Origin of the sequence: Ottowia caeni, assembly GCF_050821495.1 — a bacterium.
Classification (GTDB): domain Bacteria; phylum Pseudomonadota; class Gammaproteobacteria; order Burkholderiales; family Burkholderiaceae_C; genus Ottowia; species Ottowia caeni.
In genome coordinates this window covers 950,061-966,525 of record NZ_CP151080.1, presented here as the reverse complement: position 1 = coordinate 966,525, position 16,465 = coordinate 950,061, and the positions used below count along the sequence as shown (strand labels likewise).

The 16,465-nt window shown below is 58.1% G+C and carries 15 protein-coding genes and 3 pseudogenes; 8 read left to right on the top strand and 10 right to left on the bottom strand.

What is annotated here, in order from left to right; all coding sequences use genetic code 11:
* Positions 1 to 13: 13 nt before the first annotated feature.
* The 4 genes and pseudogenes from AAAK34_RS04630 to AAAK34_RS04615 all read right to left on the bottom strand — a co-directional run bounded on the left by AAAK34_RS04630 (position 14) and on the right by AAAK34_RS04615 (position 3,355).
* Positions 14 to 400 carry a cupin domain-containing protein gene (locus AAAK34_RS04630; protein WP_231695254.1) on the bottom strand — a complete coding sequence of 129 codons (387 nt, stop codon included), beginning with the start codon at positions 398 to 400 and terminating at the stop codon, positions 14 to 16.
* 15 nt (positions 401 to 415) lie between these two features.
* Positions 416 to 1,375 carry a tripartite tricarboxylate transporter substrate binding protein gene (locus AAAK34_RS04625; RefSeq protein ID WP_231695255.1) on the bottom strand — a complete coding sequence of 320 codons (960 nt, stop codon included), beginning with the start codon at positions 1,373 to 1,375 and terminating at the stop codon, positions 416 to 418.
* Between the two features lie 20 nt (positions 1,376 to 1,395).
* On the bottom strand, positions 1,396 to 2,595 hold the full coding sequence (locus AAAK34_RS04620; protein ID WP_231695256.1) for an FAD-dependent monooxygenase: 1,200 nt from the start codon (positions 2,593 to 2,595) through the stop codon (positions 1,396 to 1,398).
* Positions 2,596 to 2,645: 50 nt separating this feature from the next.
* Positions 2,646 to 3,355 (bottom strand): annotated as a pseudogene (locus AAAK34_RS04615) (DUF2848 domain-containing protein).
* 125 nt (positions 3,356 to 3,480) lie between these two features.
* On the opposite strand from AAAK34_RS04615, the gene AAAK34_RS04610 reads away from it, so the two are divergent.
* From AAAK34_RS04610 to AAAK34_RS04590, 5 genes are all read left to right on the top strand, one after another.
* Positions 3,481 to 4,188 (top strand): GntR family transcriptional regulator, encoded by a 708-nt coding sequence (locus tag AAAK34_RS04610; RefSeq protein ID WP_231695258.1) that lies wholly within the window; start codon positions 3,481 to 3,483, stop codon positions 4,186 to 4,188.
* Positions 4,189 to 4,449: 261 nt separating this feature from the next.
* On the top strand, positions 4,450 to 5,676 hold the full coding sequence (locus tag AAAK34_RS04605) for an IscS subfamily cysteine desulfurase (RefSeq protein WP_231695259.1): 1,227 nt from the start codon (positions 4,450 to 4,452) through the stop codon (positions 5,674 to 5,676).
* Positions 5,677 to 5,734: 58 nt separating this feature from the next.
* The gene (locus AAAK34_RS04600; RefSeq protein ID WP_231695260.1) at positions 5,735 to 6,703 is read left to right on the top strand and encodes a PhoH family protein; all 969 of its coding nucleotides are present in this window, start codon (positions 5,735 to 5,737) and stop codon (positions 6,701 to 6,703) included.
* A gap of 3 nt (positions 6,704 to 6,706) precedes the next feature.
* Positions 6,707 to 7,192 (top strand): rRNA maturation RNase YbeY, encoded by a 486-nt coding sequence (gene ybeY, locus AAAK34_RS04595; protein ID WP_231695261.1) that lies wholly within the window; start codon positions 6,707 to 6,709, stop codon positions 7,190 to 7,192.
* Between the two features lie 14 nt (positions 7,193 to 7,206).
* A complete protein-coding gene (locus tag AAAK34_RS04590; RefSeq protein ID WP_231695262.1) occupies positions 7,207 to 9,300 on the top strand; it encodes a sensor histidine kinase in 2,094 nt (697 codons plus the stop codon).
* Here AAAK34_RS04590 and dtd read toward each other — a convergent pair.
* On the bottom strand, positions 9,269 to 9,715 hold the full coding sequence (gene dtd / locus AAAK34_RS04585; RefSeq protein WP_231695263.1) for a D-aminoacyl-tRNA deacylase: 447 nt from the start codon (positions 9,713 to 9,715) through the stop codon (positions 9,269 to 9,271). The two genes, AAAK34_RS04590 and dtd, sit on opposite strands and share 32 nt — an antisense overlap.
* Positions 9,716 to 9,794: 79 nt before the next feature.
* Here dtd and AAAK34_RS04580 point away from each other — a divergent pair, with 79 nt between their 5' ends.
* Positions 9,795 to 10,331 (top strand): hypothetical protein, encoded by a 537-nt coding sequence (locus AAAK34_RS04580; protein WP_231695264.1) that lies wholly within the window; start codon positions 9,795 to 9,797, stop codon positions 10,329 to 10,331.
* Positions 10,332 to 10,401: 70 nt separating this feature from the next.
* Here the strand turns inward: AAAK34_RS04580 and tyrS are convergent.
* Positions 10,402 to 11,641: pseudogene (gene tyrS / locus AAAK34_RS04575) on the bottom strand (tyrosine--tRNA ligase).
* 150 nt (positions 11,642 to 11,791) lie between these two features.
* Here tyrS and AAAK34_RS04570 point away from each other — a divergent pair.
* Complete coding sequence (locus tag AAAK34_RS04570; protein ID WP_231695265.1) at positions 11,792 to 13,138, top strand: M23 family metallopeptidase; 1,347 nt, start codon at positions 11,792 to 11,794, stop codon at positions 13,136 to 13,138.
* A gap of 97 nt (positions 13,139 to 13,235) precedes the next feature.
* Here AAAK34_RS04570 and erpA read toward each other — a convergent pair whose 3' ends face one another.
* From erpA to rplM, 4 genes are all read right to left on the bottom strand, one after another.
* On the bottom strand, positions 13,236 to 13,616 hold the full coding sequence (erpA, locus tag AAAK34_RS04565) for an iron-sulfur cluster insertion protein ErpA (RefSeq protein WP_231695266.1): 381 nt from the start codon (positions 13,614 to 13,616) through the stop codon (positions 13,236 to 13,238).
* Positions 13,617 to 13,753: 137 nt separating this feature from the next.
* Entirely contained in the window at positions 13,754 to 14,170 is a 417-nt protein-coding gene (locus AAAK34_RS04560) for a polymer-forming cytoskeletal protein (RefSeq protein ID WP_231695267.1), read from the bottom strand.
* 131 nt (positions 14,171 to 14,301) lie between these two features.
* Complete coding sequence (gene rpsI / locus AAAK34_RS04555) at positions 14,302 to 14,694, bottom strand: 30S ribosomal protein S9 (protein ID WP_231695268.1); 393 nt, start codon at positions 14,692 to 14,694, stop codon at positions 14,302 to 14,304.
* Complete coding sequence (gene rplM / locus AAAK34_RS04550; protein ID WP_231695269.1) at positions 14,691 to 15,146, bottom strand: 50S ribosomal protein L13; 456 nt, start codon at positions 15,144 to 15,146, stop codon at positions 14,691 to 14,693. Before rplM ends, rpsI begins: the two co-directional genes overlap by 4 nt.
* 322 nt (positions 15,147 to 15,468) lie before the next feature.
* Between rplM and AAAK34_RS04545 the strand changes: the two are divergent.
* Positions 15,469 to 16,412, top strand: a pseudogene (locus AAAK34_RS04545) (23S rRNA (adenine(2030)-N(6))-methyltransferase RlmJ).
* Positions 16,413 to 16,465 lie beyond the last annotated feature (53 nt).

Sequence of the window (16,465 nt, the reverse complement as noted above, 5' to 3'; positions counted from 1 at the left end):
CTGGCAAGCTCAATCAAGCCGGGTCGTAGTAGTGAATCTCGAGTAGAACGCAGCCGTTCTCCGACTTGAAGGGACCATGATAAGCCCCCGGCGGACGGCAAGCGTAGGTCGTTCCGACGAAAGGTGTGCCACCATTTCCTGACTCATCATTGCCGACCGTGAGGTCACCAGAAACCAGGAACACCTCTTCCCAGTAGTCATGCACAAAGGGCGTTGTCGTGAAGACGCCGGGCGCAAAGCGCAGGAGCCTGGTGCGTGAGCCTTTCTTTGCCTGCTCATCCAGAGATCCAGACAGAATTTTTTGCTGGACATTCAGATCCGGCGCGTACCCGGGAGGATGTTCCCACCCATCCACCATGTCAATGGTGTGGAACTCGTCATGTGCTTTGTTGATTGCCATCGAAACTCTCCTTGATTATTTGATTTTCGCGCCGGAAACCTTGACCAGTTCCTGCATCCGGCGTGATTCTGCATTCATGAAGGCCTTGAACTCTTCGGGTGAGTCTGCGACTATGTTCAGTCCGAGTTCGTTCAGCCGCTTCTTGACAGAAGGCTCATTCAGGGCTTTGGCGATCTCCACATTAAGCGTTTTCACGGTCTCTGCCGGCGTACCCGCAGGCGCAGCGAAGCCGTACCAAATACCTGCATCCACACCGCTCACACCTGCTTCAGACGCAGTTGGCACATCAGGCAGCACACTGGCCCGGCTCCCAGCAGTGACCGCGATGGGTGTCAACCTGCCACCTTTGACATGCTGAAGCACGTTAGACAGGTTGTCGCAAATCATCGTGACACGGCCAGCCAGAATATCCTGCATCGCAGGAGCTGGCCCCTGATAAGGAACATGAACGAGCTGGATCCCGGCAGCTTTCATCAGCAACTCACCACATAGGTGGCTCGTGCTGCCATTACCCGCAGACGCATAGGTCAACTCGTTGGGCCGAGCCTTTGCTTGACTGACCAGCTCCTTCAGACTCTTGATTCCAGTTGAAGGGTTCACCACGATCATGTTTGGAGTGGCCGCCGCGTTGATGATCGGATCAAAATCCTTCTCAGGGTTGTAAGAGAGCTTCTCATAGATCCACTGGTTGATCGAGAAAACGCCCGTCGTCCCCAGCAGCAGGGTCGTTCCATCCTTTGGCGATGTCGCCACGCGAGCCGCGCCAAGTGAACCGTTGGCTCCGGGGCGATTTTCAACCACCACCGTGACATTCAGCGCCTTGGAAAGTAGGGGGCTGACCAACCGAGGAATCAGGTCGCTCGTGCTGCCAGCAGGAAATGGCACCACGAGGGTGACAGGCTTATCGTTGGCAACTGCACCACCGCAGACTGCAGCAAGCACCAGCGAGGTCACGGCATGACGGAAACGAAACATACTAATCTCCCGATGAAAATTTAAAGGCTGGCAGCCTTGTCCAGGCTGTCAATCATGGAAATACGGCGCAGCACCTCTCGTGCGCCCTCGACGCTGGACGCGGCCTTGCGCATGCTTTCGCGGTAAGCGCGCTGGTCCTCCTCGGTCTTAGCCTCCAGGTTCTTCTTGTTGTTGATGGTTCCGACCTGGATCGCATCAACCGTCACGGCACGTCTTTGGCGGTCATAGTTCGCCAGAATGCTCGAGTCTTCGCCGTCTTTGATGACCTTGACGAGTTTTTCGGACAGGTTCAAGGCGTCATGAACGCCACCGTTCATACCCATTCCACCCAACGGATTGTTGATATGGGCTGCGTCTCCGGCCAAGAACACACGACCCTTTTGGAATGTGGTCGCGACACGCTGATGCACGCGGTAAATCGTGACATGCTCAATAGGCAAGTCGTTGTTGCCTGGCAGTACAGAGGCAAGAGACTCTCCCGCGAACTCTCGGCTGGTAGCCACTTCGTCAGGCATCGAAGGATCAACCGGGAACATGATTCTCCAGGCACCCTGGATTCTCAGGAAAAAGTACCAGCGCTGCGGATCTGCCCAGTAACTAACCGACTCGATCTCTGGACGAATCTGCTTCGCGTCTGCGGTCGTGGTCACAACCAGAAATCTCTCTGGCCACGTAAATCCTTCGAACGGAATATCGAGTGATCGACGTACCGCACTCCCCGCTCCGTCAGCACCAATCAACCAATTGGTGTTGAAGTGACCGGGTCCGTCTGGCCCCAACGTGTGGGCGATGACGCCGGACGAATTCTGTGTCACACCCACAACCTCGGTGTTGAAACTGATCGAAAACAACGGGTCTTTGATCAGATCATCCAGAATGATGCGGGTCAACTTGAATTGCTCTGCCTGCAGACGGTAAGGATGCCGCGTCAAGTCCGAGATCGTCGCAAAATCAAGGGTGGCCAGATTGCCGTCTGCTGTGGCTGCATACTGCACTTTTGGAGCTAACAGCCCTTGCTCGATCAACGGGCGCGCATAGCCCAGATCGTCAAGCATGTCGAGTGTTGGTGGGTGAAAAGTAGACGCCCGCGATTCGAGGCTCAGTTCACCACTCTTCTCAAGCACCCGTACTGGAATGCCGTTCTTGACAAGCTTGGCGGCCGCGACCATTCCGACAGGGCCCGCGCCGGCGATGATGACAGGAAGTTCCGTAGAGTTCACTTTGATTCCTACAAAGGGTGTTTATTGAACGACGAGATTCAGGATTTAGATCAGCTGACTATTGGCAACTCTTCGCAGCGGTAACCATGTCGAATCGTGCGTTTCAGCACGGGATCTTCGATTTCCATTTCGAAGGTTCTCGAAGGCCTGATACCTCCTTTAGCAGGTACCGTGCCACACAACATCCCTACCCCATCAGGAATGCGTCCTGCGTTCGATTCGCCGAAGCACCGCCCAATCAGGTCACCTGGTGCGCGTAGCCCGGCCAGAGTTCCCTCTTGATAGAGCACCCGCGCGCCCCCTCCTCTATCCAGGAGCGAATGAAAATCTGATCCCAATGGTCAATCACCTCGTCCAAACGCCATGCGTGCGTAGCGACCGGCTTCACGCATACCTGCTTGGAGTGAGCAACGCTGTGTGTCTCAAGTTGCCGGTCAGTATGGTCGGAAGCTACTGAGACATAGGCCTGCCCGCCATGCGAGAAGATGAAGGCCTCTACTTCACCTGATGAGTCGGCACCAACAACCTGCAACGCATCGCTTTGAGAAAGCTGATTCACTGCAACCCTATAGAACAGCGGAACAGCACTGGGTCGCGGAACCCCAAGTTGCTCGAGCTCCACAATGTGGTGTTCTATGGCACTCGCGTCGCGGCCTGCCCAGCCAGCGATCACAAGATCCCTCAATTCAACTTGCAAAGGCGCGCTTTCCGCGCTAACTGCACTAGACACAGGGTCGATCTGGAACTGCAATTTGGTCATATGACTGATAACATCCATTCAATTGAAATTCTTGTGATGTATTATTGATGTTGTTGTGAAATTTCACACTAGTATTGACCCTAGGTTCTATGCCTGTCAAGGGGGTACGCCCTGTTAGGATGGCTATGTATGAGAAAAAAATTCCCGGGCAGAATGCTGTGAGCCCAGTCGAGACGCGAACGCGGCGCGTGACTACGCCTCAGTCCCAATCCGATATCGCCTATGAGCGGCTTAAGAGTGGACTGACCACACTGGCGTACAAACCAGGCGAATACCTGAACGCTTCATCGCTGATGACCGAGTTCGGTCTTGGCCGGACGCCGATCATCCAGGCCTTGCACCGTCTCTCAACCGAAGGTCTGGTCCATATTCTTCCCCGCAAGGGAGTCATGGTTGCGCCGTTGTCCATTGACGATGCCCTGCACCTGATCGAAGTACGAATCGTCAATGAAGCGCTTTGCGTTCGCCTGGCCGCCGAGCGCATAAGCCCGAAAGAAATTGAGCAACTGGAAATGCTCTCGCAGCAAATAGAAACCGCTGTCCGTTCACGCGATCTCGCCACTGTCCTCACGCATGACAAGCAGTTTCACGACAAGATCACCCTGGCATCTGGCAACCCCGTTCTGGTGGAACTTCTCGGATTGCTCCAGGCGCGTTCGCAACGCTTCTGGGCGCTCTCACTATCGAACGAAACGCATCTGGATGAAGTCCTCGAAGAACACAGCGAGGTGCTTCGTGCACTGAAGCATCACGACAGCAAAGCCGCCGTCCTGGCCATACAGAAACACATCGAGTCATTCCAGCATAGTCTGCTGAAGGGGCGAAGTTTGTAATCGCGTGATTAATTGTGAGCTTGCCCGCGGATCAACTCCGAAAGGGCAGCGGAGCCAGGGTGAATCAGCCATTCGGTTGACCGGTCACGAGTCGGCAAGTCAGGCTCAGGCCCCCATTTGCACTTCACATCGGAGCGCGGATGCTCCGATCTTTTCGGAACCCAGTCAAGATAAGAGAGCTAATCTGACCAGTACAAAGAGGGGTTTCTTTCTCCTGCTGGTCCGCAACAGCGCCGTGTTTACTACCCATCTGGAGATCGTATGCAGCAATCGAACAATCGTCAGCGCCCAATTTACATGGACTACAGCGCGACAACGCCCGTGGACCCGCGCGTCGTAACGAAAATGACCCCATACCTTTTCGAGCTGTTTGGCAACCCCGCTTCACGTAGCCACAGTTTCGGGTGGGAAGCAGAGAACGCCGTCGAGGAAGCTCGAGTCCAGGTGGCGAGCCTTCTAGGCGCTGATCCACGTGAGATCGTTTGGACTTCAGGTGCCACCGAAGGCAACAACCTTGCGATCAAAGGCGCAGCAAAGTTCTACTCGGGCAAAGGCAAGCACGTCATCACAGTCAGCACGGAACACAAAGCGGTATTGGACACATGCAGAGACCTCGAACGACAAGGATTCGATGTCACCTATCTGGAAGTCAATAACGATGGTCTTCTGGATTTGGACACTCTGAGAAACGCCGTTCGCCCTGACACCATTTTGGTGTCTGTGATGATGGTCAATAACGAGATCGGCGTGATTCAACCAATTAAGCAGATCGGTGAGTTCTGCCGTGCGCGTGGAATTGTTTTCCACTGTGATGCCGTTCAGGCCGCAGGAAAAATCGAGATCGACGTAGACGATCTCAAAGTTGATCTGATGACCGTGACTGCCCATAAAGTTTATGGCCCAAAAGGTGTCGGCGCACTCTACGTGCGACGAAAGCCGCGCATTCGCATAGAAGCGCAAATTCACGGTGGTGGTCACGAAAGGGGGATGCGTTCGGGTACCCTACCTGTTCACCAGATCGTGGGAATGGGGGAGGCATTCAGGCTTGCCAAGCAGGAGTTTACGGAGGAATCCAAGCGCGTCGGAGAGCTACGGAATCGACTGCTCGACGGATTGAGTCAACTCAAAGAAATTTATGTAAACGGAAGCATGGAGCATCGTATTGCTCACAATCTCAACGTCAGCTTCAACTACGTTGAGGGCGAATCCTTGATCATGGGTATGAAAGACGTTGCGGTTTCTTCCGGATCAGCCTGCACTTCAGCATCTCTGGAGCCGTCATTCGTGCTAAGGGCCTTGGGCCGAAGCGACGAGCTGGCACACAGCTCGATCAGATTCACGCTCGGCCGATACACCACCGAGGCAGAAGTTGATGCTGTCGTCGAGCAAGTCGTCACGACGGTAAACAAGCTTCGCACCATGAGTCCGCTATGGGAAATGCATCAGGATGGCATTGACCTTTCCACGATCAAGTGGGGAGCACATTAAACGCGTTGCATCCTAATATCTAACCACCAGTGCCTCAACTTGGTGGAGAATCGCCAGTGTGATCCTCCGCCATACCTTTACCCCCCACAACAACACCCGCCTGTCCAATCTCTGCGGGCCCATGGACGAACACTTGCGCACTGTCGAGACAGGGCTGCAGGTCTCGGTGGCGCACCGCCACGAGCAATTCAAGATCGACGGGCATAAGAAGAATGCCGAACGCGCACTCGAAGTGTTGCAAGCGCTCTACGAGTTGGCCGATCGCCCGATACGCGACGAGACCGTTCAGCTCATGCTGGCCGGAGACAGCGCCTCGCTATCAGAGGACGAGGATGGCACCCAGCGCCTGCACACGCGCCGGGCCGACCTGAAGGCACGCACCCCCAACCAGAGCGTGTACCTTGAAAATATTGCCACGCACGACATCACCTTCGGTATCGGCCCCGCCGGAACCGGAAAAACCTATCTGGCAGTAGCCTGCGCGGTTGATGCGCTCGAACGCAGCGCGGTGCAGCGCATCGTGCTGACCCGCCCAGCGGTGGAAGCTGGCGAGCGCCTGGGCTTTCTGCCCGGCGACCTGACACAGAAGGTTGACCCCTACCTTCGCCCCCTGTACGACGCACTGTACGACCTGATGGGCTTCGACCGGGTGGTGAAAGCATTCGAGCGCAACCAACTTGAAATCGCGCCACTGGCCTTCATGCGCGGACGCACATTGAACAACGCCTTCGTCATCCTCGACGAAGCACAAAACACCACGCCCGAGCAGATGAAAATGTTCCTCACACGCATCGGTTTCGGAGCGCGCTGCGTGGTCACGGGCGACATCAGCCAGATCGACCTGCCCAAGGAGGCCACCAGCGGCCTGATAGACGCCGAGCGCGTTCTCAAGCGCGTCAAAGGAATAGCCTTCACTCGCTTTACCTCGGCGGACGTGGTGAGGCACCCGCTGGTAGCACGCATCGTGGACGCCTACGATGCCCAGCGCAAGACAAGCAGCGCAGTCAGCACCACGCGTTCCAGATAACCTATGCCTGCCCCAGAACTCAGCCTCAGCGTGCGCGTGGTGCGCTTCCCCGAAGCTCCCCTGCACCGTGCCGCCTTGCCTCGCCATATGGTCGCCCGGTGGATCCGCGCCGCACTGGCTCCTGACGTGCAAGCTGCCGAAATTGCCGTGCGCGTGGTGGATGCTGAAGAAGGCCAGACACTGAACCGCGACTACCGCCAGAAGGACTACGCCACCAACGTGCTCACCTTCGACTACAGTCACGCCCCGTTGCTGGCCGCTGACCTGGTCCTTTGCGCACCCGTGGTAGCACGAGAGGCCGCCGAACTGAACAAGCCGCTCGCCGAGCACTATGCTCACTTGCTGGTGCATGGCGTGCTGCACGCCCAGGGCTGGGACCATGAAACCAGTGAGGCCGACGCCGAAGCCATGGAAGCGCGTGAGACGCAAATCATGGCCGCGCTGGGGCTGCCTGACCCGTACGCCGACTCTGACAACGCGAATTCATAGGGCTTAAGCAGCCCATGCCCCAGCACACATCGCTGCTCGCCGCAGCAGCCGACGAACCACGCTTTCGCAGCCTGTTCGGCTTCCTGACCTGGCTGACTGTGTCTCTGCTGCTGATTTTCACAGCAGTGCTGAGCCCTCAGCTCCTGGAATCACCTGGGGGCGGCCTTCGGCTTGGCCCCGACCTGCCATTTGGGGTACTGGAGGATCCAGCGGGCACCCTCTCCCCAGATGAGGTGGATGCCCTGCCCGACATGGCCTTCACCTGGCTAAGCAAACCCTTCAGCAAAGGCTATTCCAACAGCGTGCACTGGCTTCGTGTACACCCTCCCGAAAAGCCACCACCAGGTCAAGGCCTCTTATGGCTCGGCCTGATGCCGCCCCATCTGGACGAAGTCACCCTGTATCAGCGCAGCTCCGATGGCTCAGGAGGCTGGCTGGAACACACCAGCGGCGACACCACCCCCGTCGCCCAACGCATACAAACGCGCCAGCTCCTGCTTCCCGTATTGGAAGGCAAGCCGCTACTGCTTCGCCTGAAAACCGCCACCAGCATTCAGATATATGGCGACTTGTGGCGAAACAGCGGACTCCTGGCCGACTTGTCGCGAGTCGAATGGGCATCCGGTGTGCATCTGGGCATCTACATGGTGCTATTGCTGTTGATCGGCGGGGCTGCGCTGGCGCTGCGCACTCGAAGCCTGACAGCCTCGGCCCTACTCGCCCTGATGGTGACGATCCACAGCCTGAACACACGGGGCTACCCTCTTCTTTGGCTACCGGAAAGCCTGATAGGCTGGTTCGACACGATAGTGCGGCTGAGCGTGTTCGCCTTGCCTGCCGCCGTCGCCTGGCAAGGACGCGAGTTCTTCACGCAAGGCACCTCGTGGCACCGGCTCGACCGCCTGATGGTGGCGCACGTCGTGGCTCTATTGCTGGCCATGCTCAGCGTACCCACGGGAACGTACGCGCAATGGTCGTGGTTCGCCTTCCTCTCGCCTTGGCTGACGGCTATTTTCTGCTCAGTGGTGGCGTGGACCAACATGTGGCGCCACGGAGTGACCACTGTCCGCGCCTTGATCGCAGCGCCCTACACTTTATTCGGCCTGCTTGGGCTGTATATGCCTGCGGCCTACATGGGGCTGACGTCCTCTGCCGTGGAGCCCGGCACCTATTGGCAGGCATCGACGCTACTATTGCTGATCATGATCATGGTGGCTGTGGGCGCCGAGCAGATCGCGCGCTTTCAGCATGCGCAGCGCCGCCAGATCCAGTTGCTGGAAAAACTGGCTCGTTCAGAGCATTTGCTTGAGGAGAGAGTACTCCAACGCACAGCCGAGCTGCAGCAGACCAAGCAAACACTACGGGAGGCCCTGGACAGCGAACGCAATATGCGAAATGAGCAGCAGCAGTTCTTCAGCCTGATCAACCACGAGTTCCGCACGCCGCTGGCAATAGTGGACAGCGCCGCAGCCGAACAATTCGCCTTCCCCTCTGCAGAAATCGAGCCGCAGCGAGAGCGCGCCGCGCAGATTCGCCGCGTCTGCCGGAAAATGGCAATGCTTTTAGACAACTGCCTGGTCGGGGATCGGCTTGATGCCAGCGCCTTTAAGCCGCGCCTGGAACGCAGTTCGGTCACCCGGCAGTTGCAAGATGCCGCCCAACTGGCGCAGTGGTCTCGCCATCATCAGCTTCATCTGGAGTTTGACCAAGCGCCCGACACTTGGGAATGGGACTCGATGCTGGTACAAATTGCACTATCCAATCTGGTTGACAACGCCGTCAAGCATGCTGTGCCCGGAAAGATATTCGTCACCGCAAGAGCGGATGACAACGGCAACCTGCGGTTATCCGTCTGCGACCAGGGACCCGGACTGCCTTCGGACGCCGCTATCCATCTTTTCGAGCGAGGCCATCGCGGCGAAGGCGCCCGAGCCCAGGGATTCGGGCTGGGACTCTGGGTAGTGCGACGCATCGCGCAACTGCATGGCGGCGATGTCGAATTATCTGCGTCCGCTCATGGTGGCGCTTGCTTCACCATCGTGCTGCCTGAGCCTGCCTTGCGGCCCGAGGACCCTCTCAACCCGTTGCAACGCGCAGCGGCAGTGTGACCGGCCCATCGTTGATCAGCGTCACCTGCATGTCGGCTCCAAATTCGCCAGTGGCCACCTGCGGGTGCAGCTGCCGCGCTTGCGCCACAAAATACTCGTAAAGCCGTAAACCCAGCTCTGGCGAAGCGGCAGCGGTGAAGCTAGGCCGGTTACCACCACTGGTATCCGCAGCCAGGGTGAACTGGCTGACGATCAACAGACCACCAGCGACGTCCTGCACGCTCAGGTTCATTTTGCCGGCCGCATCGGAAAAAATTCGTAGCTTAAGCAGTTTGGCAAGCAGCCGATCTGCTTGCGCCTGCTCATCGCCGCGCTCCGCACACAGCAGAACCAGCAACCCTGCTCCGATTCGACCCGTTTCCCGGCCGGCTACGGTCACGTGCGCTTGCGAAACTCGCTGGATCAATGCTTGCATTTAAGCTATTGTTACCTGTTAAAAAGATAAACCTGGATCCGGATCCAGGTTAAATTCATTCACTTGCGAGGAGTATGGCATGGGAGTTTTCAATCATCTGATGCGTGCAGCCGTGGCATTTGCCGTGGCACAAACGCTGTTCCTGGCGCCAATGACGGCACAGGCGCAGAGCAATTCCGCGCAAGCGGCTGAAGCCGCCCGTAAGCACCGGGCCGAACAAGGCCAGAAGCCCAGCCGCGCCACCCCTGCTCTTACCAAGGAAGCACCTCCCGCACCCGAGCCCAAGGCCTACCGCTCCAGCGCCAATCCCAACGCCAACCCGAATGCCAGCCTGAAAAGCTGCATGGACCACGCCGGCATGAACCCGCTCGCACGCGATCGCTGCATGCGCCAGCATTGCGAAGGCCGCTGGGGACAAGGCGACTGCCCGGCCAGTGGCGGCGACTTCATGGGTAACAAAGGTGCATCCAACACGCCGCTCGGCCAGTGCCTGAAAGACGCAGGCAGCAACCCCTTCAAGCGCGACGCCTGCGGCTGGAAACACTGCCGAGACAAGTGGGACAGCAATGCTGAATGCAGTGCCATCAAACCTCGTAGCCAACCTCTAGCCAATTAGGCTGGTACGGGAGGCGCTGGCTCCACCTAGTGGCGCGGCCAAAGTAGTGGCGCCAACCCACTGCGCCGGATCAGGCAGGCGTCAGCGCCACTCGCGCAAACTTGCGCTTGCCAACCTGTACGACATAAGTGCCGGCTTCCAGCTTCAGCCCTCGGTCGCTGATCACGCTGGAATCCACGCGCACGCCGCCACCGTCTATCAGTCGGCCGGCTTCACTGGTTGAAGGCGCCAGGCCGGCAGCCTTCAGAACAGCCCCTATGCCCATTGGGGCACCCGTGAGCGCCACCTCGGGAATGTCGTCCGGCACGCCTCCCCTGCTGCGATTGATGAAATCCTGTTCCGCAGCGTCGGCCGCCGCCGCCGAATGAAAACGGGCGGTGATCTCCTTGGCCAGCATGACCTTGGCGTCCTTCGGATTACGGCCCTGCGCCACTTCAGCGCGCAGCGCCTCGATATCGGCCATGGACTTGAACGACAGCAAGGTGAACCAGCGCCACATCAGCTCGTCGGAAATCGAGAGCACCTTGGCGAACATGGTGTTGGCGTCTTCGGTGATGCCAATGTAATTGTTTTTGGATTTCGACATCTTCTCGATGCCGTCCAGGCCCTCCAGCAAGGGCATGGTCAGAATGCACTGCGGCTCCTGCCCGTATTCGACCTGGAGATGCCGTCCCATGAGCAAGTTGAACTTCTGGTCAGTTCCGCCCAGTTCAATATCGCTATGCAGCGCCACCGAGTCATAGCCCTGCATCAGCGGGTACAGAAACTCGTGCACACTGATGGGGGTGCCAGCCTTGAATCGGTCGTGAAAATCGTTGCGCTCCATCATGCGCGCCACGGTGTACTTGGCCGCCAGCTGGATCATGCCGCGCGCACCGAGCGCATCGCTCCACTCGCTGTTGTAGCGCAACTCCGTCCGCGCCGGATCCAGCACCTTGAACGCCTGCGTCTTGTAGGTTTCCGCGTTTTGCCGGATCTGCTCGGCCGAGAGGGGGGCGAGTCGAATTGCGGCCGGAGGGGTCGCCGATCAGAGTCGTGAAATCGCCAATCAGGAAAATCACCGTATGGCCCAGATCCTGCAGCTGCCGCATCTTGTTGAGCACGACGGTGTGACCAATGTGGATATCGGGCGCGGTCGGATCCAGCCCCAGCTTGATGCGAAGCGGCTTGCCGGTGGCATCAGAGCGTGCCAGCTTCTTGAGCCAGTCTTCCTGAGGCAGCAATTCCTCGCATCCACGCAGGCTGACCGCCATGGCTTCTCGGACGGCATCAGTAACAGGGTAGTTTGTAACAGGAGCTGAATTGATCATAAGGTTGACTTGTAGGCCTATGCCTACGCCGGTATACTCATCCGGGTTACGGTCCGTAATTTTAGGGCCCCGCTCGCAAGAGTGACTGAAAGCGGTAATTTTTCAGAATACCGTCTCCAATACACCTCAGATTTCAGGGCACTTTTTCTAGTGAAGCAAGAGTTGATTTCCACGGGCCTAGCGCTCGCTGATGTCGTCCATCGTCACCCAAAACGTATTTCCGCCGTCCTCGCAGCACTTCTGCTCGGCGGTGGGGGCGGTGCATTCGCCGTAGCCTCTCTGGCTCCCACTCCCCCTACCGAGCCGGTTCGCCTGGTAGCGGAGTCCGTTGAACCATTGTCGCTGAGCGCGCAGTCCGATGCGCTTGATCTGTTCGCATTCAAGCTCTATCGGACCGAAGTTACCCGCGCAGCCGAAACTCCCGAGAACCTGCTCCAGCGGTTAGGTTTGGCGGATCCTGGGGCAGCTGCGTTCCTGCGCCGCAACGAAACCACACGGCAAGTACTTTTTGGTCGCGCAGTGCGCACGGTGACCGCTGAAGCCAACGATCAGCAAGAACTTCTCTCCTTGCGCACGCAGTGGCTCGAAAATAGCTCAGACACTCATTTCAAGCGCTTGGTCGTTGAAAGAAGCGCCAGCGGGTTCACCGCACGCATCGAAACTGCGCCCCTGGTTGCCACCCAGCGCCTGGCCAGCGGCATCATCCAGTCCACCCTGTTCGCAGCCACCGATGACGCTCGCGTACCCGACAGTGTGACCAAGCAGCTGACCGAAATGTTCGACAGCGACGTCGACTTCCACCGCGGCCTGCATCGAGGCGATCGCTTCTCCGTTGTCTACGAGACGCTGGAAGCCGACGGTGAACCAATGCGCGCTGGCAAGATCCTCAGCGCCGAATTCGTCAACCGCGGCAAGACGCTCCAGGCCATGTGGTTCCAGGAGCCTGGCGCCTCTAAAGGCGGTTACTACGCCTTCGACGGCCAGAGTCTGCGCAAGGCCTATCTGGTCGCACCGCTTGAATTCTCCCGGATGTCCAGCGGCTTTGGCATGCGCAACCACCCTGTGCTCGGCTACCAGCGCGAGCACAATGGCGTAGATTACGCAGCCCCGACCGGCACGCCAGTACGCACCGTCGGAGATGGCGTGGTTGAATTCGCCGGAACACAAAGTGGTTACGGCAAAGTGGTCTACGTGAAGCACCGTGATCGGCAATCCACAGTGTATGCCCACCTCTCACGTGTGGATGTGCGAGTGGGCGACAACGTCATTCAGGGCGAGACCATTGGCGCCGTCGGGATGACCGGAGTAGCCACAGGCCCGCATCTGCACTTCGAGCTTCGCGTCAACAACGAGCCACGCGATCCGAGCGTGCTGGCCGAACAGCGTGAAAACGTGCCCATATCCCCAAGCAGCAAAGCCCAGTTTGCCAAATTGGCGACAGGCATGAAGATGCAATTGGCGGCAGCGAGCCAGATTTCGAGCGCGAGCGCAGAGTAACCTTGAACAGGGTCTATGAGCCTGTTCAGAGATAACCGCCAAGATCCAACAAAAATGCCCGCTTCTTACAGCGGGCATTTTCATTACGCGACGGTGATCAGTTGTCTGCGGTGGAGAACGAAGACCCGCAACCGCACGTGGTGGTAGCGTTGGGGTTCTTGATCACAAACTGTGCGCCTTGCAGATCTTCCTTGTAGTCGATCTCGGCACCTACCAGATACTGGTAACTCATGGCGTCGATCAACAGCGACACGCCATTCTTGGTCATGGTGGTGTCGTCTTCGTTGGAGATCTCGTCGAACGTGAAGCCATACTGAAAACCAGAGCAGCCGCCGCCTTGCACGAAAACGCGCAACTTCAGGTCTGGGTTTCCTTCTTCGGCGATCAGATCAGCCACTTTGGCGGCCGCGCTGTCGGTGAAGACGATGGGATCAGGCATTTGTGTGGGTGATTGGATATCTTGTGGCAGAGCGCTCATGACGCAACTCCTGTAGTCTTGTACAAATAGTATATCAAAACACTCGGATTTCTGCTGAGCACGGGCAATACCCCTCCCTGCGGCGCCGGGAACTCAGCCCAGGTCCGGCTCAGGGCTCAGGGCTCAGGGCTCAGGGCTCAGGGCTCCAGGGTAGGCTCGGTAGGTTCGGGCGAGGAGGCTGCCTGCTCCGGAAGCGGGCCGCGCACCATCTGTGGCTGCAACTGGCCGGCTATGACTGCACCTTGCTGCATCTCCAGGGTGTTGTACTTCACGTCGCCCTGCACTCTCGCCTTGGAGTGCAATTCGAGCCGTTCGTTGGCCTGCACTGGGCCAATGACGCTGCCACCAATCACGACATGATCCGCACTCACGGCCCCGTGTACGCTGCCGGTTTCGGTGATTACCAGCGCGCTCGACGAACCCGGTTCGGCAGTGACATTGCCAATCACCTCGCCATCGATCTGCAGGCCTTCCTGGAAGTTGCAATCACCCACCACCTTCATACCTGCGCCTATGGTGCTGCGCAAGGTGGCTTGTCTTTTTATACCTAACATGGCCAATACTCCTGAGCATTGTGTGCCCAATGGGTCTTTTTACCACGGCTCCAAAACAAAAACCGTGCAACTCACAAAGAGATGCACGGTTTTGGCCAAAACCAGGAGCACGAAGCCCCCAGGAATGTTGCTTAACGCTTGCTGAACTGCTTGCGGCGGCGAGCAGAGTGCAGACCGACCTTTTTACGTTCAACTTCACGCGCGTCACGCGTGACGAAGCCAGCCTGGCTCAGCACCGGCTTGAGAGTTTCGTCATAGTCGATGAGCGCGCGGGTGATGCCGTGGCGCACAGCACCAGCCTGGCCGGATTCACCGCCACCGTGGACATTGACCTGAACGTCGAACGTCTCGACGTTGTCAGTTAGCACCAGAGGCTGCTTGCAGATCATGATGGAGGTCTGGCGGCCAAAGAAGTCGCCAATATCCTTGCCATTGACAGTGATCTTGCCGCTGCCTTTTTTGATGAACACGCGGGCAACGCTGGATTTGCGTCGGCCGGTGCCGTTGTTCCAATCACCGATCATTGAGCTACCCCATTGGAAAGAGCTGCGATTTCAAGCACTTTGGGTTGCTGAGCGCTATGCGGATGCTCAGCGCCACCATAGACCTTCAGTTTCTTGATCATGGCGTAACCCAGAGGACCCTTGGGCAACATGCCCTTGACAGCCTTCTCCAGCGCGCGGCCAGGGTGCTTGGCCTGCATGTCGCGGAAGTTGGTTTCGCGAATGCCGCCGGGGTAGCCGGTATGGCGGTAGTATTTTTTGTCGAGCTCTTTGGCGCCGGTTACACGGAGCTTGGAAGCGTTGACGACGACGATGAAGTCGCCGGTATCGACGTGAGGCGTATAGATGGCTTTGTGCTTGCCGCGCAGACGGAGGGCCACTTCGCTGGCGACCCGTCCGAGCACCTTGTCGGTGGCGTCAATCACAAACCACTCGTGCGTCACGTCAGCAGGTTTTGCGCTGAACGTTTTCATGAGTTTTTCCTGTGAAGGTAAGAACGGCCCTTTTCCACGGTCGGTGCTCCTCTGCTGGGAGCCTCTTAGGTGGGTTCATTCCAAAGGCTTGCCTGAATAAGGCTGACCCACAAAACGTCTGCCGCGGGGCCAATAGGCGCTGCAGAACCCAGCATTATAGGGTTTGAGCCAGTTATCCACAAGAGGACTAAGATTTTCTTCTCCTTAGACCTCCTTTCGCCGCCTCACCCGCTGGGGCAGGTTCGCACCAAAGGTATGTAAAGCGGTTGAAGGCAGCAACAAAATAGACCCTGATTTTCTCGGCAACCCTTACCATCGGCCCATGTTCAGTTATCGACACGCCTTCCATGCCGGCAACCATGCCGACGTCCTCAAACACATGACCCTGATTGCGGTGATGCGGCACCTGATGCAAAAGCAGACGCCGCTCACCTTGATCGACACGCACGCGGGCGCAGGGCTCTACAGGCTTGACGGCGATTACGCGCAAACATCCGGTGAAGCAGGAGATGGCGTGCTGCGCCTGGCTGGCCTTTCACCGGATGCCGCCCAAGCCCCAGCAGACGACGCATTGGCCGACTACCTCAGCGTGGTCGGGGCGTTCAACCCCGAGGGTGGTTCATGGCGCATCTATCCGGGATCTCCATTTGTAATGCACCACCTCATGAGCGAGCCGACACGCGCTGCAGTGCGCGACCGCCTCAAGCTCTTTGAGCTTCACCCCTCCGACGCCAAGAGCTTGCAGGGAAACATTGCCCAACTGGAGGCCGGACGTCAGGTTGCGGTGCTGGCCCAGGACGGCTTCGAAGGGCTGAAGGCCCTGCTGCCGCCGCCGGTAGCCCCAGGCGGCTCTCGCCGCGCACTGGTTCTCATGGATCCCAGCTACGAAATCAAGACCGACTACGCCAAGGTGCAGGCGGCCATGCAAGACGCTTTGAAGCGCTTCCCGACAGGCGTCTATCTCATCTGGTATCCCATCATTGCGCGTGCCGAGGCACACGATCTGCCGCGTCGGCTCCGGACATTGACGACCCAGGCAGGCAGACCTTGGCTGCATGCCACGCTGAACATTGGCGCGGCACCCGACACTCCGAGTGGCGAGGCCAGCAGCCGGCCCCCGCAAAAAGGCCTGACGAGCAGCGGAATGTTCGTCATCAATCCCCCCACTCCTTGAAAGCGACACTGGATGCCGCTCTGCCGAAGGTGCTGCAGGCGTTGGGCAAAGGCTCGGGGCAGCGTTGGCAGGTGGAAGCAGGTTCGAACTGACGACCGAAAGCTGAAAAGCTGAAAAGCTGAAAAACCAAAAACCAAAAACGCGA